Here is a 16,296-nt window from a genome sequence, read left to right as displayed (position 1 = left end):
AGCGTTCAGCCCGCGCGCGTCAGCAGCATGGCAATGGCGATGTAGCGGAACGGGTAGCGGTCCGGATGGGCCTTGAGCAGATCAACGGCCGTGTCATAGATGCGCTCAACAAGCTTGCCCCTGTCCGGCGTTTCGGGCAGGGCACCGGAGAGGACCGCCTCCGTGAAAGCGCGGAAGAAATTGACGTAGTCCCTGGCATAACGGTCCAGGTCACCGTCTGACTGAAAGCGCTCGTTGAACGGCACGGCGATCTCGTAGGACTTGGTCTGATCGATGTCGAACAGTCCGTTTGCGCCATAGGTCTCGTCGGTCACAGGAGCGACCAGCTCGTCCAGCGTGCGCATGTAGACCGGCTGATAATAGCGCTCGTAGGTCTCCCGGCTGATCTCGCCCAAGTCGACATGGGCAAGGACAGCATCGTTCAGGAGATCGTAAAGGCCATTGCAGGTGCTTGCGGTTTCGTTGGCGCCAAAAACCTGGACCAGCAGCTTGCCTCCCGGGATCAGTTCGCGGGCGCGCTTCTGCAGGAACGTTCCGACGTCCTGTTTGGCCTGCGCCGCAAAGGCCTTCCTGTCTTCCTCAGCGACAAAACCGTTTGCCCGCTCCTTGCTGGGGCCGTTTGGAAAAATGTATCCAGGCAGCGTCTTGACCGGTCGGCGGGACAGGAAACCGATCGCATTAAACGTGGTTGCCAGATGCACCGAGCGGTCCGGCAGCAGCTGGTCATACATGGAGCCGCCAACAGCTGCGGAATAGACCCTGTCGCTTTCAAAGACAGGTTTGCCGCCCGGCTGCAGGTTCAGGAACAGTTTGGAAAAGTCGTTGGTGGGCAGGTCGGAGTGGATGGTCTGTACAGGGCGGTCGGTGTGCGGCAACAGGGACGTGAGGGCGCGCTGCATCACGGCAATCGAATTGCGCCCTTCCGAGCAGCCGAAATCCGCCAGGCAGACCGGGCCAGGACAGTCGACAGGCAGGGAGTTTGTCGCCTTGTCCAGCATGGGCAGCACCGCTTCGATGGCGTTCCATTGGGGAGACGAATTGGCATTGTAAAAGCCGCCACCAACCATGCCGGACGTGGTGCTGTGCGTCGAGAAGGTAGGGCCGTCCTCCGAGGCGCTCACCGTGCCAGTTCCTTCATCGCGTCTGTGAGCCCCTCGACCGTCATCGGGAACATGCGGCCTTCCATCAGCTCGTTCAGCATCTGGATGGATTGGGTGTAATGCCAGTGCTGCTGGCGAACCGGGTTGAGCCAGACCGCGCTGTTGTAAAGGCCTGTGATCCTTTGCATCCAGGCAGAGCCTGGTTCCTCGTTCCAGTGTTCGACCGATCCGCCCGGATAGGCGATCTCGTATGGGCTCATCGAGGCATCGCCGACGAAAATGATCTTGTAGTCGGACGGGTATTTGTGCAGCACGTCCATGGTTGGAATGCGCTCGGTGTGACGGCGGCGGTTTTCCTTCCAGACATACTCGTAAAGGCAGTTGTGGAAGTAGAAATGCTCCATCACCTTGAATTCTGAGCGCGCGGCCGAAAACAGTTCCTCGCAGACCCGGATGTGGTCGTCCATCGAACCGCCGATGTCGAAGAACAGGAGCACCTTGACCGCATTGTGCCGCTCCGGGCGCATCTTGATGTCCAGAAGGCCCTTGTGCGCCGTCGCCCGGATCGTATTGTCGAGATCGAGTTCCTCGGCCGCGCCGGTCCTGGCAAAGTATCTGAGTCGCTTCAGGGCAACCTGGATATTGCGGGTGCCCAGAAGCTGGGTGTCGTCCAGGTCCTTGAACTCGCGTTTGTCCCAGACCTTGACCGCCCGGCGGTGCCGGCTTTCCTTTTGGCCGATACGCACGCCTTCCGGATTGTAACCGTAGGCGCCAAAGGGCGATGTGCCGGCCGTGCCGATCCACTTGTTGCCGCCCTGGTGGCGTTTTTCCTGTTCCTTCAAGCGTTCGCGCAGGGTTTCCATCAGTTTCTCGAAACCGCCGAGGGCCTCGATCTGCGCTTTTTCTTCGTCCGTCAGGTGTTTCTCGGCAAGCTTGCGCAGCCACTCTTCGGGAATGTCGGTCAGGGGCACGTCGCTCATCAGCTCAAGGCCCTTGAAGACATGGGCGAAGACCCGGTCGAACTTGTCCAGGTTGCTTTCGTCCTTCACGAGCGCAAGACGCGCCAGATAATAGAAATCCTCAACGCTTTTCTCCGCCAGATCCTTGTCCAGCGCCTCCATCAGCGTCAGGTATTCGCGCAGCGAGACCGGGATGCCCGCCGATTTGAGTTCGGTGAAGAAACTTATGAACATGAGCCGAACCTAGAGCGTTTCGCGCTCAGTTTGAAGCATTCTGTTTGTTGTCCGGAGAGATGGATGCGTGGAGGGGCGTGAGGCCCTGGTGGGCTATGGGTGAGCGGTACGACAAGGCAGCCGTCCGCCAGACCTAAGCCCGAAGGGCCGGGCAGGTTTGGTTCGATCCAACCGTGAAAGGCTCCAGCGGCGTGAACAGACCGTCTCGAGAGGTTACGCTGTGCGTTGAACCGGGAAGCGACCCAGGTTTTCAGCTCCTTCAAAAGCTGATCTTGCCACCGAGGCGCATGGTGCCAGACAAGGTCTCGGTGCTGTCATAGCCGCCCTCGACACTGGCAAGGAACGCCGCGCCGCCATTTGATTTCCAGACGGCATCCGCTCGGCCGAAGCCGCGAACGACGGCGTCGTCATTGTCGATGGAAAGGTTGAGCGCGGTTCCAGAAAGGTCTCCGTCGACATTGTCGCTCAGCGTGAAGATGCCGTCGATGCCGGCTGCAACACCGAAATGAAAAGCGCCGGTGTCGGCGGCGACAGGGGTAAAATCAAACGCAGCCTCGCCGCGAAGTTCCAGAACGTTCAGCGATCGTCCGGAAACGGTCAGGCCGGTGGTGCTCTCGCTTGCGTCGCCTGTTTGCCACAGCCCGGAATACCGGGCGCGCGCGCTCGGAGTGAGCGTGCCTTGCGTCAGGGCGAAAGCGTGTCCGAGACGGGCACTCGGCGTGACGAAGAGGTAGTCGTAGTCGATCGACAGATCCTGCAGGCCACCGGAAACCATGTTGTTCAGAACCGTGACATCCTCGGCGCTGTTCAGATAACCGCCGAGAAGGCTGACCTGGGCGAAGGTCTGCTGCCAGTTCCGCGTTGCATAGGCGCCGGCGAAAACGCTGTAGTTGTCGGCCGAGTGCACATTGTTGTTGCTGTCGGTGTGCCCAAAGGAGAAACCACCCGCGACACCAGCCCGGTAATCGGCTCCGAAGCCGCGCTCGGCACCGGCCATCAGGCCGCCGAAACTGTGGTCGAAACCGTTCGTGCCATCACGGTTCAACAGTCCGCCGAAAGGCGACGCCCAGACGGACCATCTGTCGGAGACCGTTTCGGCCGGCGTGCCATTGGTGGCGACGAAAGCGGAGCCGTCGAGCGTTCCCGCGTTCATCTGCTCCTCGAGAACGTCTGCCAGCTCCCGCGAGAGCGCGTTGAAGGTGAGCGATGTGGTTCCCAGCTGAAACTCGTCCGGATTGAGGAATGTAACCGTATTGCCGTTGGTGCCGAAAGTCAGGGTGTCCGAAGTCAGCGTGCCCGGCACACTGGAGAAACCGAAGATCGCGGTCCGGTCGCCCCCATAGGAGAACGAGGCCGAAGCGGCGTTGGTGAAGGTCAGACCACCGATGATCGTGGAACCGTTTTGAATCGTCACGGTCGCATTGGCGCCGTCGATATAGATTGCGGAGCCGTTTTCGGAGGATGCAGTCCCCGAACTGGTGACCGTGACGGTCGCGTTGTCACCGACAATCGAGATGCCGTGTCCGGCGGCCGCGTCGCTGCCGGTTCTCGAACCTGTGTTCTCGACGGTTCCGGAATTGGTGACGGTTGCGCCGTCGCCCGTCACCGCCACGCCATTGCTGTCTTCACCGGTTGCGGTGATCTTGCCCGAATTGTCTACGGTGGCATTGTTGCCGGAGACGTTTATGCCGTCCGCATTGCTGCCACTTGACGCGATTGTATCAAAACTGGTGTTGGAAATGCTGGCGCCAGTTCCAGTGACACTGATGGCATGACCGCCTGCGGCAACGCTGGTGATGGTGCCGTTGTTTGTTACAGTTGCGTCATTGCCGATGATGTCGATGCCGCCGCCCGTATCCGTCACCGAGCCGGAGTTGGTACCGGAGTTTGTGATGGTGCCGTCATTGGTCACCGTCGCATCGTTGCCGGTGATTTCAACGCCGTTGCTGTCTGTGCCGGATGTTGTGATCGTGCCGGATGTCGACACGGTTGCCGTGTCGCCATTGACGTCGATCCCGTTACCACCTTCACCCGACTGGGTCAGTGTTCCGGAGCTGGTGACAGTGACGGTGACAGAGTCTCCGTCACTGTCGATCCCGTCACTGCTGTCGCCGGTCGTGGTGATGGAGCCGGAATTGGTGATGTTGGCCGAGTCACTGTCGGTGCCGATGCCGTGGGCATCTTCTCCAGTTGTTGAAACCGTATTCTGGTTGTTGATCGTAGCGCCATCGTTCGACGCGTAAATTGCGTCTGACTGGTTGCCGGACGTGGAGAGGGATCCCGTATTGGTGATCGACGCACGGTCGCCGAGGGCGCCGATCCCGAAGGAACTGAAACCGTTGGTCGTGATGCTGCCGGCATTGGAGATGGTCGAGTCATTGCCCTGGGAGCCAATGCCTGGTGCACCGCTGCCTTGTGTCGTGATCGAGCCGGATGCGGAATTGGTAATGGTGCTGCCATTGCCTTTTGACTCGACCCCCAATGCGTCATTCCCGTTCACGGAAATGGTGCCGCTGTTGGTGATGGAGGCGTTGGTCGCCCCGCCGTCGGAATCGATACCCGTGGCGTCATCACTCGTCGTCGTGATCGTTCCGCTGTTGTTCACAACAGCGTTGGCACCATCCGCATCGATCCCGTGTGCGTCTTCACCGGTCGTGTTGATCGTGCCGGAATTGGTGGCGCTGGAATCGTCCCCCGCGATCTTGATGCCGTCCGCATCTTCACCTGCAGTGGAGATCGAACCTGAATTCGAAACGGTGGCACTGTCGCCGTCGGCGCCGATGCCGACAGAGTCGTCGCCGGTCGTGGTGATCGTTCTCGTGTTGGTCAGGGTTGAGGCATTGCCGTCGGAATAGATCCCGAAGGCGTCTTCACCGCTTGTGACGATTGTACCTCTGTTCGTGGCCGAGCCGTCGTCGCCGAACACGTAAATACCATCCGACTGAAAGCCGTTGGTCGTGATGTCGCCGGAGTTTTCAGCACTGGAATCGTCGCCGTCCAGCGAGATACCGGTATTGAAATCACCGTCGAGGTCGATCGTCCCGGAATTGACGACAACAGCGTCATCATCAGTCGTGACGATGCCGAAGATGAAGTCGCCGGTGCCGGTTATGTCGCCGTTATTGGTGATACGTGAATTGGCTCCCAGCGAACCGATGCCTGCAAGGGAAGGGCCTCCTGTGTTTTCAACGTCAATATCGCCATTGTTGACGGCGGTCTGATCATCATTGCCCAGAACCAGGCCGTCCTCGTCGGTGACGTCAATGGCCCCACCGCTGTCGATCGTGCCGGTATCACCAACGTCTGTCAGGGTCTGGGTCGTCGTTGCCGTCGAGCCGGACGGTATGGTGATGTCGGCGGCGACGGCCACGGCAGGCAGGACCAGCCACAAGGCACAGCTTGCCATGAGCGCGTGTCTGATCTGGGAAGCCCCGCGGCCTTTTTCGGTCGTGCCGGTCATTGCTGACGCCTTGTTGTTTGCTATTTCTTAACGCATTTCGTTAAGCCGACGAAGCGAAAACGAAGCATGGGGCAGGTCTTAAAGGAGCTGTGGCCCAAGCACAACAAATGCGGCGTCCAAACGTGCTAAACTTACGTTTAATATATATTTTACAACAGGTTAGCTGTTTCCATCTGTTTCCTGTTTCTTTGCAAGAGACGTCAGTTCACCCATGAACTCCTTCACGCTCGGACCGTTATCGGCGACGAACGGAGACGGACGGCACACCGCGATGGCGGCGATGCCGATGCGGGCGGTCAACAGCCCGTTGATGACGCCTTCCCCCAAACGCGCCGACAAGCGGGCGGCAAGGCTGTGGCCCAGAAACTCGGAAGCCAGACTGTCGCCAGCTGCCATGCCGCCGGTAACAGCCAGGTGCGAGACAACATGTTTGGCGAGCCTGAGAAAGCCGAGAGTGCCCGGCCGGCCGCCATAAAGCGTGGAGACGCGGCGGATGGTCTTGAGGTTCTCGAAAAGAACCATCAGGAGGTCGACCAGGGCACGGGGGCTGACCGCGGTCACCAGCGACACGCGCTTGGCGCTGTTGAGCACAATGCGGTTTGCCTCCTGATCGAGAGGGCGCAACAGGTCGCGTTCCGCCAGGATGACCAGATCGCGTCCGTCGATGACCTCCTGCATGTGACCTGCAAGCGCCTTGCGGCCCTGAGCCGTTTCTGGCCGGTCGGCGTAAAGGGCCATGAGCTCCTTCAGCCCGGCCGTTGCCGCCTTCGCATCGTCCTCGTCGGCTGCCGCTTTCAGCTTCTCACGCAGATGATCGATCTTGCCGAGCCGGGCCAGACCGGCAAACTCGCGGATGATCAGTCCGGTCAGTCCGAGGGCGGCAATGGCGGCAAGGGCGACTGCCAGCCAGCCAAGCCAGTCGGTTCGGGCAAAGAGATCACGGATCAGGCTGTCGATGGCAAGGCCGATTGCCAGGGAGACCAGGCCCGTGAGGCCGACCATGATCCATTTGCCGAAACCGAAACGGGATTTTGGAGTACTGGCGTCTCGCGGCAGACGCGGTTCATCCTCTTCCAGATAGGCCTGGGTCACGAGTGCCTCGCCGGCCGAGGGTTCCCGGTTCTCGTCGTCGGTCAGGCGCACCTTGCTGTCATCCAGACGAAAGGCAGTAGGCTTGCGGCCAGGAGGCGGGGTCGATCCGGTCATGCCAGTCGGTCTCCAATGAGAAATTCAAGGGCTCGGTCCAGGCGGATATGCGGCAGGGACAGGGTTAGGCCCTCTGCCGTCGTATCCAGTTCCGGCGGCCGGAAACGCAGAAATTGAAGATCAGCCTGAGCGGCCTGAAAACTTGGTCGAACGTCTTCAGAAACAGAGTCACCTTTGACAAAAAGTGATTCAGGATCCTCGGGCAAGTCTCCGGGAAACATGGCGATTTCAGATTTGCCGTCGTAGGTGTCGCCATTCAGACGCTCACCGGGAAGCGGGGTGCCGAGGATGGCTGGAAGCTCTTCACCCCGGTGTTTGACAGTCGCCTCGCGCGTGGCCCGGACGGCGGCCATCGCAAGCACGTCCACTTCAGCACCCTTGAAGCGGGCCTTTTCTTCCGCGCGTGCGACCAGCCGTTTCAGGATTGCCTGAAGGCGGTCGTGATCGGTGCGGTGCAAATGGTCTGCCTTGGTGGCTGCGAACAGGATCCGGTCAATCCTGCGGGTCAGAATGGAGGACAGCCAACTGCGTTTGCCCGGCCGGAACGCACCAAGCACTTCACTCAAGGCCGTCTCGAGGTCGGTGATCGCATGTGGTCCGGCATTCAGTGCGTGCAGGACGTCGACCAGGACAATCTGACGGTCGAGCCGGGCAAAATGATCCCGAAAGAAAGGGCGCACGACATGGGTCTTGTAGGCCTCGTAGCGCCGTTCCATCATCGCACGCAAGGTGCCGGATCGGGCCGGCGCGGCATCCGCTGCAATATCAAGCGGCGCAAAGGTGAGGGCAGGGGAGCCGTCGAGATCGCCCGGCATCAGAAACCGTCCCGGTGGCAGCATCGACAGCGCGTGCGCATCCGCCCGGCAGGCCGCCAGGTAGGACTTGAAAGACTTTGCGAGCGTCTGGGCGGCCGGTTCACTTTCCGGCGCAGCCGGATCGGTTTCCTCCAGTGCCTTGAGGAAAGGGGCGGCGATGTCTGTGCGGTTCTGGGCACGCGCACGGGTGAGCGCTTCGGCTGAAAAGGTCGCATAGTCCTTGCCGAGCAGGGGCAGATCCAGCAGCCATTCCCCCGGATAGTCGATCAGGTCGAGGTGCAGGCGCCCCGGGCCCAGCTTGCGATAGAAATAGGAGGAGCTCTCGTAATCGATGGTCAGGCGCAGTTCCGAGACCTGGCGTGTGGAGTCCGGCCAGACCCGGTCCTTCACCAGTGCCTGCACATGAGCTTCGTAATCGAAGCGCGGCACGGCATCGTCCGGCTGGGGCTGCAGCTGCGCACCGGTCATGCGATGTCCTGCGGCGGCTGCAAATAGGGGCAGGCGGCCACCATGGACGAGATTGTGTACGAGGGCGGTCAGGAAAACGGTCTTGCCGGCGCGGGCAAGGCCGGTCACGCCCAGCCGGACGCTCGGCACGGTCAGGTCAACGGCTGCATCGGCCAGGTTTGCCAGTGCAAGCCGGGACTCTTCCTTCAGTGTGGTCAACGGGTTCAAGAGCACCTCCAGCGCGTTCATGTAAGCGCTGGCCGGAGCAAGTGCAATCGCCGATCAGTCTGCAGTCAGCCAAGATCGTCCTTCAGATCTCGCGGTTTGACAAAACGCTCCAGGTGACCGGTTCCGGGCTGGAGTTCGGACCAGTCGGCAATATCGAAATCGATCACCGCCAGGGCCGCAGTCGGGTATTTTTCCTTCAGATCCGCAATGGCCATCGGGTCGCCCGTGCCGGCCAGGGAAAGCGCCGTTTCTTCGGTGGCGGGATTGTGGGCGATCACCATGAGATTTTGTGAGCGCCCGCCATACTTACGGATCAGGGAAAGGTAGTCATCTTCGCTTTGCAGGTAGAGATCGGACAACAGGTGGATCCGGGCTTCCTGTGGCAGGCTTGTCAGGACGCGGGCAAGCGTTTCCCGGGTTCTCAAGGAGGTGGAGCAGAGGACCTGGTTGGGCAGCAGCGCGTGCTCCTTGAGATATCGCGCCATTCGCGAGGCTGCTGCCTTGCCGCGGCTGTTCAGCGGTCGGTCGATATCCTCCAGGGACGGATCGCCCCAGTCGGATTTGGCATGTCTGAGCAGTAAGAGCCGCATTTTGTTTCCAGAGGTTGGTCGGTCGCGGACGCGATGGCGTAAAGGACTGGTGCCCGGTGTCAATTCTGGTTGGCAAGGGCCTGGGTGAATGAGGTCACTGCGGGGCCGATATCAACTTCCTGCGTCGGCAGGGTGTAGGAGAGCCACAGCGTATAATCGGCCTTGGTACCGGAAAAATACCACAGCGTTTCGCAAAGGCTTGTCGGTGTCCAGCTTCGCGTTCTGAAGGAGATGCCGGAGGCAGCCGCCCCCGTCAGCTTGATCGGCTCGAACCCGGCGGCCTTGTAGTTGCGGGAGAAGGTCAGGGCCTCGCGGCGCCCTGTGCCTTCCACGTGTTTGCGCAGAACCGCGGTGATGCCGTCACGGCCGGTATAGATGCAGCCGGCCAGGCTCACCTGATCACCCTCCATCACCTTGATCCGGTAGAACGGGCCGATCATGTCCGGGCAGCGCAGACCTGTGAAATGGCGCAGCCCTTCCACATCGCTTTGCCAGCCTGCATCCTGTTCCGGCGGGACCTGGGCAGACACCGGCAGTGACAGGCCCACGGCCACAGCTATCAGCAGCCCTGCCTTGAAGCCTATGTCCGACCGCTGTCGTGCCACCGCAATTCCCCGTCTCAGGTCCGTTCCCTGCGCGCCATGAAGGCCAGCCGCTCAAACAGGTGAACATCCTGCTCATTCTTCAGAAGAGCACCGTGGAGCGGCGGAATCAGCTTGGAACTATCTTGTTGACGAAGCGTTTCCGGGTCAACGTCCTCGTTCAGAAGCAGCTTGATCCAGTCGATCAATTCCGATGTCGACGGCTTTTTCTTCAGTCCCGGCACATCGCGCACATCGTAGAACAGGCGAAGGGCTTCCGACAGCAGGCGCTGCTTGATGCCGGGAAAATGCACTTCAACGATGTCCGTCATGGTTTCCGCGTCCGGAAACTTGATGAAATGGAAGAAACAGCGGCGCAGAAAGGCGTCCGGCAAGTCCTTCTCATTGTTGGACGTGATGATCACGACGGGACGTCGCGCTGCCCGGACCGTCTCTCCGGTCTCGTAGACATGAAACTCCATGCGGTCGAGTTCCAGCAGGAGATCGTTCGGAAACTCGATATCGGCCTTGTCGATCTCGTCGATCAAGAGGACCGGCCGTTCCGGAGCCTCGAAAGCTTCCCAGAGTTTGCCCTTGCGAATGTAATTGTTGATATCCTTGACGCGTTCGTCGCCAAGCTGGCTGTCGCGCAGGCGCGAGACAGCGTCATATTCATAAAGGCCCTGCTGGGCCTTGGTGGTGGACTTGACATGCCACTCGATCAGCGGCGCCCCGAGGGCGGCTGCAACCTGCTGGGCCAGGACGGTCTTGCCCGTGCCAGGCTCACCTTTCACCAGAAGCGGCCGCTCCAGGGCAACCGCCGCATTGACGGCAACGCGCAGGTCTTCCGTGGCGATGTAGTTCTCAGTTCCTTCAAAGCGCATGGGCAATTCGTCCTTCGTCAGTCGGCGGCAAGTTGGCAGGCCCGGACGCGGTGCGCAAGCCAATAAAACCAGGTATCGGCAGGCGGCAAGGAGGGACAGTCTTGCCCATCTTGTGGGGAAGATTTTGCCCGGCAGGACGCGGATTGCCGATCTTGGTGCGAGCGCTGTCGCGAAGATATGAGCTTTAATTTATTGAAAAGATTAAAGAAAAATCTCTGATCCGATTCTGGCACGGCCTTTGCGGATGGAAGCCGATTATGGGCGAAAGCCCGCGTAGCAGTGCCCGATCTATAAAGAGGACCGAACATGGGTATTTATGGGGCTATCAACTCGGCTGTTTCCGGACTGGCGGCGCAGGCCACGGCTCTGGAGAATATTTCCGGTAACGTCGCCAACTCTCAGACCACCGGTTACAAGCGGCTCGACACGACGTTCTCCGATCTCGTTTCCGGCGGTGGTTCGGTGCAGGCGCAGCAGGTGTCAGGAACGACCTTCGCGACGTCGCGTGCCACCAACACCGTTCAAGGCGATATCACGTCCGTTGATGTAGACACCTACATGGCCATCAACGGTGACGGGTATTTCGTCGTGACCAAGGCGTCCGACGTTGTCGACGGGTCCACGACTTTTGCAGACGAAACCTACTACACGCGCGGTGGCGATTTCGAACGCGACAAGGAAGGGTATCTGATCAACGCATCCGGCTACTACCTTCAAGGGTTCCCGCTGGATCCCGATACCGGTAACGCCATCGGTGACAATCCGACCGTGATCCAGATCGAGAACCAGCCGCTGGCGGCGTCAGCAACCACCACGGTTGAATACCAGGCGAACCTGCCGCGTGTTCCCGATACAACAGATTACGATGGCTCAGACGAAGATACCGCGCTTCTTGATGCAGGTGTCGGTGTCGGCAACATCGCCAATGCGGATGAACAGGATTTCCTGGATTCGTCCATCTCCGGCGGTTCGATCACAATCTACAACGAAAATGGTACGGCGATGAATGTCGAGGTGCGCTATGCCAAGCGCCTCAATGAAGACGCCGGCGTGCCGCAAAACGATACCTGGAGCATGTATATCGGCACCGGCGGAGATGCGACGGACGCCTGGTATGATGTCGGTGATATCGAGTTCAGTTCGACCGGGGTCATGGGTACTCTGACAGCTGGTGGCATGACCGGTACGGCCGTCAACGGCACAAGCGACGGGTTTACGATTACGGCGCTAACCATCGGTGGCACCACGGCAAACAACGTTGAGTTTTCGTTTGCAAACGGCTCCCTGACCCAGTTCTCGGATCCGGATGGAACGGCCAGCTCCGTCTCACTCGACCAGGATGGCTACCCTGCCGGTGAATTGACCGGTGTTGCCGTGGATGACGCAGGACGCGTTGTCGCAAGCTATTCGAACAACCAGCAGCGCGCGGTTTACCAGATCCCGCTGGCGACGTTCGAGGCAGAACAGAACCTGCAGCGTGTCGACGGTGCAGCCTTTGCGGCGACCGCCTCTTCCGGTGATGCGGACCTGTCCGGTGGCGGCCAGATCCTTGCCAAGAAACTGGAGCTCTCCAATGCCGATATTGCCGACGAGTTCTCCAAACTGATCATCACCCAACAGGCCTATTCGGCAAACTCGAGGATCGTCACCTCCGCGGACGAAATGCTCGATGATGCCCTGAACATGGTCCGGTAATTCGGGCTCCGCCGGCGGGCGCAAGCCCGCCGGTACGCCTGGCCTAGTCGCGTAAAAGGAAGGAGAAGCCGCCATGGGTCTGACAAGTGCCATGAACACAGCGGTTTTCGGCATTACCTACAATCAGCGCCAGTTGGACGTGACAGCGACCAACATCGCGAACGCAGATACGGCCGGCTATTCCAAGAAGATTATCTCCGCAGAAGTTTTCTTCGACGGCCTCGGCAACGTTGCAGGCATGAATGCAACGGAAGTCCGGCGCATTATCGATGAACAAATTCAGGCGGATTATTTCAATTCCCTTGCCGACACCAATTACGCCAAGCAGATCGCGGACTTCACGGATCGTCTTGATGATATTTTCGGGACTATCGGCGATCAAAGCAGCCTGACCTCTCTTGTCGGTGAACTGTCCTCAAAACTCGCGGTACTGGTGAACGACCCGGGCAATTACGCCGCACAGAAAGACGTCGTTGCGATTGCAGACGCGTTTGCCCGCGAACTCAACTCCTCCTACGAGCAGATCGCCGACCTGCGCCAGGAGGCGGACACCGCACTGTCGACCCAAACGGATGCCGTTAACGGATTGCTGAGCAGCATCGAGGACATCGACGAAGCGATCCGGGACGCGGCGCAATCGGGTGTCTCGACAGCAGACATGGAAGATGAGCGCGACCGGCTGATCGAGCAGCTTTCCGCGTATCTCGACGTCAATGTCTCCGAGAGCTCGAACGATACGCTGTTTATTCAGACAGCGGATGGCCAGCAGCTTTACGCGGACAACCAGGCCTCGACCCTGTCTTTCTCGCGGTCTCATTCCCTGCAGCCCGGGCAGACCGGGAACTCCGTCATGGTGACAACACCGGGTGGTACCAGCTATGACCTGATTGCCGGTTCAAGATCCGGCCTCATGGTGGCCACGGCCGAACTTCGGGACGACATCCTGGTCGAGGCGCAGACACAGCTCGACACCATTGCTGCTGAAATCTCGCTGGCCTTTTCCAACGTCACCGTGGACAGCACGGCAGTGACGGTCGGCCTGGATGACGGCTTCGATCTTGATATCTCCGCCCTGCAGGCCGGAAACACCATCACGGTGGAATACACGGATACGGGCGGTACGGCACAGACCGTTACGCTGGTCGGGGTTGAAGATGCATCCCTGCTGCCCCTGGACAATTCCGCGACGGCCAATCCGAATGACACGGTTTTCGGCATTGATATTTCGAGCGGGACGCAGGCGACCATCATCACCAACATCATTGCCGCGATGGGCGCAACCGGCTTGCAGGTCAGCAACAACGGTTCCGATCAGCTGAGGGTTCTGGGAGACAACACCGGGCCAACCACGGTCGAAAGCCTGACGGCCGATGTCACCGTCACGGCTCACACGGACCAGGGGCTAGGTCTGGCGATTTTCGTCGACAGTCGGGATGCCCCAGAACTGTTCACGGACGCGCTTGAGGACAGCGGCCAGCGGCTTGGTTACGCCAACGCCATTGCCGTCAATCCGGACCTGTTGGCAGACAGCGCTCTTCTGGTGAACTACCAGACCACGCCGACCGCCAACACCGCCAACGACCCGGCCCGCGCTCAATATCTGTCCGAAGCCCTGACATCTGCCACGACCTATTATGATCCGGGTTCGGGCATCGGCAGTTCGTCAACCCCCTTCCAGGGCAGTGTCATCGATTTCGTCAACCAGACCGTCGCCTTCCAGGGAAACCAGGCGGAGGATGCCGCCACCTATTCGGACAGCAAGGAAACGCTGACCAGGAACCTGGCGATCCGATACGAGGAAAGCTACGCGGTCGATCTGGACACGGAACTTGCCTTCATGGTGCAGCTTGAGAACGCCTATGCGGCCAATGCCCGTGTCATGCAGACGATCAAGGAGCTCTTCGATGAGCTCTTGAACATTGTATAAGGTTTAGGTGCGTCATGGCCGTCTCAACAGTCACCACTTCCCGGACTTATCTGATCCAGCAACTGGGTGAACTCAACGACACGCTGGCCCAGAAAACCACGCAGCTGGCGCGCGGCAAGGTGGGCGACACCTATGGTGAAATCGGCGACCGGCGGCTGCTGGACATTCAGCTGACCCAGAAGGTCAGCATGATCGAGACCTATCAGCAGACCATCACGATCTCCAACCTGCATCTGCAGACGGCCACCATGTCGCTGGACCGGCTGGAAGAGCTGCGCCAGGATGCCAAGTCGGCCCTCGATACCAACGACTTCATCCTGCAGGATGACGGCCAGACCCAGACCCAGTCGCGGGCAGAGCTCTTGCTCAACGAGGCGGTCAATATCCTCAATACGGAAGTCGCCGGCTATTACGTCTTCGGCGGAACCGATGCCGTGAATGATCCGGTGGCCAGCCTGCAGGCCATCCTGGACGGCGAGAACGGGCGTGACGGACTGCGGACCTATCTGAGCGAATTTTCGCAGGCCAATCTCGGAACCAACAACAACGGACGGGTCGATACCTCTGCATTGACCACAAACTATGCCGGGGCCGTGCCGACCGATTCCACCTTCACGGTTGCCGAAGACGGTGCACATGATTTCGGGTTCGACATCTCCTCGGTTACTTCGACGCTGACAAATGTCGCCGTCACCGGCCCACTAGCGGCGGATCCCGACAGTTTCGACGTTCAGTTCACGGGGCAGCCCAATCTCGGCGAGACGATTTCTGTCGAGCTGACCCTGCCGCCGGACCATACGGAGACGATCACGATCGAATTTACCGCAGCTGCAACGGCTGAGAACGAGGGCACCTTTGCCATCGGGGCGGACCTTGAGGAAACGGCGCAGAACCTTCGGGATGCGCTGGAAGCCGAAATCGAAAGCCAGGCGCAAACCACCTTGCGGGCCGTTTCCGACGAATGGGCGGCGGAGGAATTCTTTACCACCTTTGGCGGCGAGGAACCGCAGCGTATCGATGGGCCGCCCTATGACACGGCAACGGCGTTGACCGGCGGCGGTTCGACAACCGTCGAATGGTATACCGGCCGCAACGATTCAGTGACCGACCCGCGGGATGACAAGAACGCCGTGGTCGACGGCAACCTGACGGTCAATTACGGCGTAAGGGCCAATGAGACCGCGTTGCAGGAGCTGGTGCAGTCGCTGGCGGCCTTTGTGGCTGCTGATTTCTCAGGCGGTACGCAGACCGACGAGGAATACTACAACGCGCTGTCTACCAATCTGAGAGCCACACTGCATCCGCCAGGCGTGGAGCAATCCGGCATTGTCGACATAGCCACCGATATTGCGATCACCCATCGCACGGTCTCGCTGACCGAAGACCGCCACGTGCAAATGAAAAACACCTACGAAGGCACGATCGACGAAATCGAGGGCATCGACCAGGACCGTGTGGCCGCAGAAATCCTGCAGCTTCAGACCAATATCGAAGTGTCCTACCGGGCGTCTTCCATCGTCTTCAACCTGTCCCTGTCCGACTATCTGTAGACATCGGACCGGCGACATATGTTACCAAGGATCAGCCGGCTTGAAGGAGCCGGCTTTTTCGGTTTTGGTCAGATGGCAAATTCCTGCCTGTTTCGGCAAGCGGGACCAAGAAAAATCGCCCGTACTTGCGGCTTGCCTCATTGCCAAAGTGACCGACTTCTGAGGCTTGCAAGACCTTGGGAACACGCACCACCATATCGTCTTGCAAATAGTTTTGAAACTCCGCCGTCGTTCCGGTCCAGCGCCCCCTCCAGGCCTTTGAATTCGTTTCTGAGCTGTCTTTCGGAGGAGAACACGTTGGTTGGCAGGCCTGCTGCTGCCGGGTGAAGGCGCCCCCGGGCAGGGGAAACGACTCGCCTTGGAAAATCGGCTTCTGAACCAGAAGCAGGAAGGCGGTGGGGACAGCGGCAAGAGCTTGACGAAGCGGGAGAGGTGGGCTGACGATTGTGCCAAGCCTCTTTTTGCTAATTTAGGTTGTCAATCCAAAAAACGTCATAGTAGATTTCCGTTGGGGGAGTTTAAGCGCCGGTTTCTTGGACTTTAAATTGTCGGCCGATTGTTTGCGCGCCTTTTGGCTCTTGCAAATCTGTTGGTCTGAACTGATGCGGTTTTATAGAAAT

Annotated in this window: 11 protein-coding genes; 3 read left to right on the top strand and 8 right to left on the bottom strand. The window is 59.5% G+C overall.

Annotated elements, in window-relative coordinates:
• Positions 1 to 5 precede the first annotated feature (5 nt).
• The 8 genes from CHH27_RS10160 to CHH27_RS10125 all read right to left on the bottom strand — a co-directional run bounded on the left by CHH27_RS10160 (position 6) and on the right by CHH27_RS10125 (position 10,504).
• On the bottom strand, positions 6 to 1,121 hold the full coding sequence (locus CHH27_RS10160; protein ID WP_157738845.1) for a hypothetical protein: 1,116 nt from the start codon (positions 1,119 to 1,121) through the stop codon (positions 6 to 8).
• A complete protein-coding gene (locus CHH27_RS10155) occupies positions 1,118 to 2,293 on the bottom strand; it encodes a VWA domain-containing protein (RefSeq protein WP_094071483.1) in 1,176 nt (391 codons plus the stop codon). Before CHH27_RS10155 ends, CHH27_RS10160 begins: the two co-directional genes overlap by 4 nt.
• A 259-nt stretch (positions 2,294 to 2,552) precedes the next feature.
• On the bottom strand, positions 2,553 to 5,753 hold the full coding sequence (locus CHH27_RS10150) for an S-layer family protein (protein ID WP_094071482.1): 3,201 nt from the start codon (positions 5,751 to 5,753) through the stop codon (positions 2,553 to 2,555).
• A gap of 159 nt (positions 5,754 to 5,912) precedes the next feature.
• Positions 5,913 to 6,959: a YcjF family protein gene (locus CHH27_RS10145; protein WP_094071481.1), complete on the bottom strand. Its 1,047-nt coding sequence runs from the start codon at positions 6,957 to 6,959 to the stop codon at positions 5,913 to 5,915.
• Positions 6,956 to 8,470, bottom strand: coding sequence for a YcjX family protein (locus CHH27_RS10140; protein WP_094071480.1), 1,515 nt, complete (start codon positions 8,468 to 8,470; stop codon positions 6,956 to 6,958). Before CHH27_RS10140 ends, CHH27_RS10145 begins: the two co-directional genes overlap by 4 nt.
• Before the next feature lie 44 nt (positions 8,471 to 8,514).
• The gene (locus tag CHH27_RS10135; RefSeq protein WP_094071479.1) at positions 8,515 to 9,039 is read right to left on the bottom strand and encodes a histidine phosphatase family protein; all 525 of its coding nucleotides are present in this window, start codon (positions 9,037 to 9,039) and stop codon (positions 8,515 to 8,517) included.
• A 59-nt stretch (positions 9,040 to 9,098) separates the two neighbouring features.
• Complete coding sequence (locus CHH27_RS10130; protein ID WP_208988780.1) at positions 9,099 to 9,644, bottom strand: hypothetical protein; 546 nt, start codon at positions 9,642 to 9,644, stop codon at positions 9,099 to 9,101.
• 14 nt (positions 9,645 to 9,658) lie between these two features.
• Entirely contained in the window at positions 9,659 to 10,504 is an 846-nt protein-coding gene (locus CHH27_RS10125; RefSeq protein ID WP_094071478.1) for a MoxR family ATPase, read from the bottom strand.
• A gap of 306 nt (positions 10,505 to 10,810) precedes the next feature.
• Here CHH27_RS10125 and CHH27_RS10120 point away from each other — a divergent pair, with 306 nt between their 5' ends.
• The 3 genes from CHH27_RS10120 (at position 10,811) to CHH27_RS10110 (ending at position 15,676) form a co-directional block, all read left to right on the top strand.
• Positions 10,811 to 12,199, top strand: a complete 1,389-nt coding sequence (locus CHH27_RS10120) for a flagellar hook protein FlgE (RefSeq protein WP_094071477.1) — start codon at positions 10,811 to 10,813, stop codon at positions 12,197 to 12,199.
• A 73-nt stretch (positions 12,200 to 12,272) separates the two neighbouring features.
• Positions 12,273 to 14,126: a flagellar hook-associated protein FlgK gene (locus CHH27_RS10115; protein ID WP_094071476.1), complete on the top strand. Its 1,854-nt coding sequence runs from the start codon at positions 12,273 to 12,275 to the stop codon at positions 14,124 to 14,126.
• A gap of 14 nt (positions 14,127 to 14,140) precedes the next feature.
• Positions 14,141 to 15,676 carry a flagellar protein gene (locus CHH27_RS10110; protein WP_094071475.1) on the top strand — a complete coding sequence of 512 codons (1,536 nt, stop codon included), beginning with the start codon at positions 14,141 to 14,143 and terminating at the stop codon, positions 15,674 to 15,676.
• Positions 15,677 to 16,296: the final 620 nt, after the last annotated feature.

The organism is Labrenzia sp. VG12 (genome assembly GCF_002237595.1).
Classification (GTDB): Bacteria; Pseudomonadota; Alphaproteobacteria; order Rhizobiales; family Stappiaceae; genus Roseibium.
This window is presented reverse-complemented; position numbering and strand designations above follow the sequence as displayed.

Excerpts from the sequence above, each read along its gene's own strand:
- CHH27_RS10155 (WP_094071483.1), bottom strand. The coding sequence starts at position 2,293 with ATGTTCATAAGTTTCTTCACCGAACTCAAATCGGCGGGCATCCCGGTC.
- CHH27_RS10150 (WP_094071482.1), bottom strand. The coding sequence starts at position 5,753 with ATGACCGGCACGACCGAAAAAGGCCGCGGGGCTTCCCAGATCAGACAC.
- CHH27_RS10145 (WP_094071481.1), bottom strand. The coding sequence starts at position 6,959 with ATGACCGGATCGACCCCGCCTCCTGGCCGCAAGCCTACTGCCTTTCGT.
- CHH27_RS10140 (WP_094071480.1), bottom strand. The coding sequence starts at position 8,470 with ATGAACGCGCTGGAGGTGCTCTTGAACCCGTTGACCACACTGAAGGAA.
- CHH27_RS10135 (WP_094071479.1), bottom strand. The coding sequence starts at position 9,039 with ATGCGGCTCTTACTGCTCAGACATGCCAAATCCGACTGGGGCGATCCG.
- CHH27_RS10125 (WP_094071478.1), bottom strand. The coding sequence starts at position 10,504 with ATGCGCTTTGAAGGAACTGAGAACTACATCGCCACGGAAGACCTGCGC.
- CHH27_RS10120 (WP_094071477.1), top strand. The coding sequence starts at position 10,811 with ATGGGTATTTATGGGGCTATCAACTCGGCTGTTTCCGGACTGGCGGCG.
- CHH27_RS10115 (WP_094071476.1), top strand. The coding sequence starts at position 12,273 with ATGGGTCTGACAAGTGCCATGAACACAGCGGTTTTCGGCATTACCTAC.
- CHH27_RS10110 (WP_094071475.1), top strand. The coding sequence starts at position 14,141 with ATGGCCGTCTCAACAGTCACCACTTCCCGGACTTATCTGATCCAGCAA.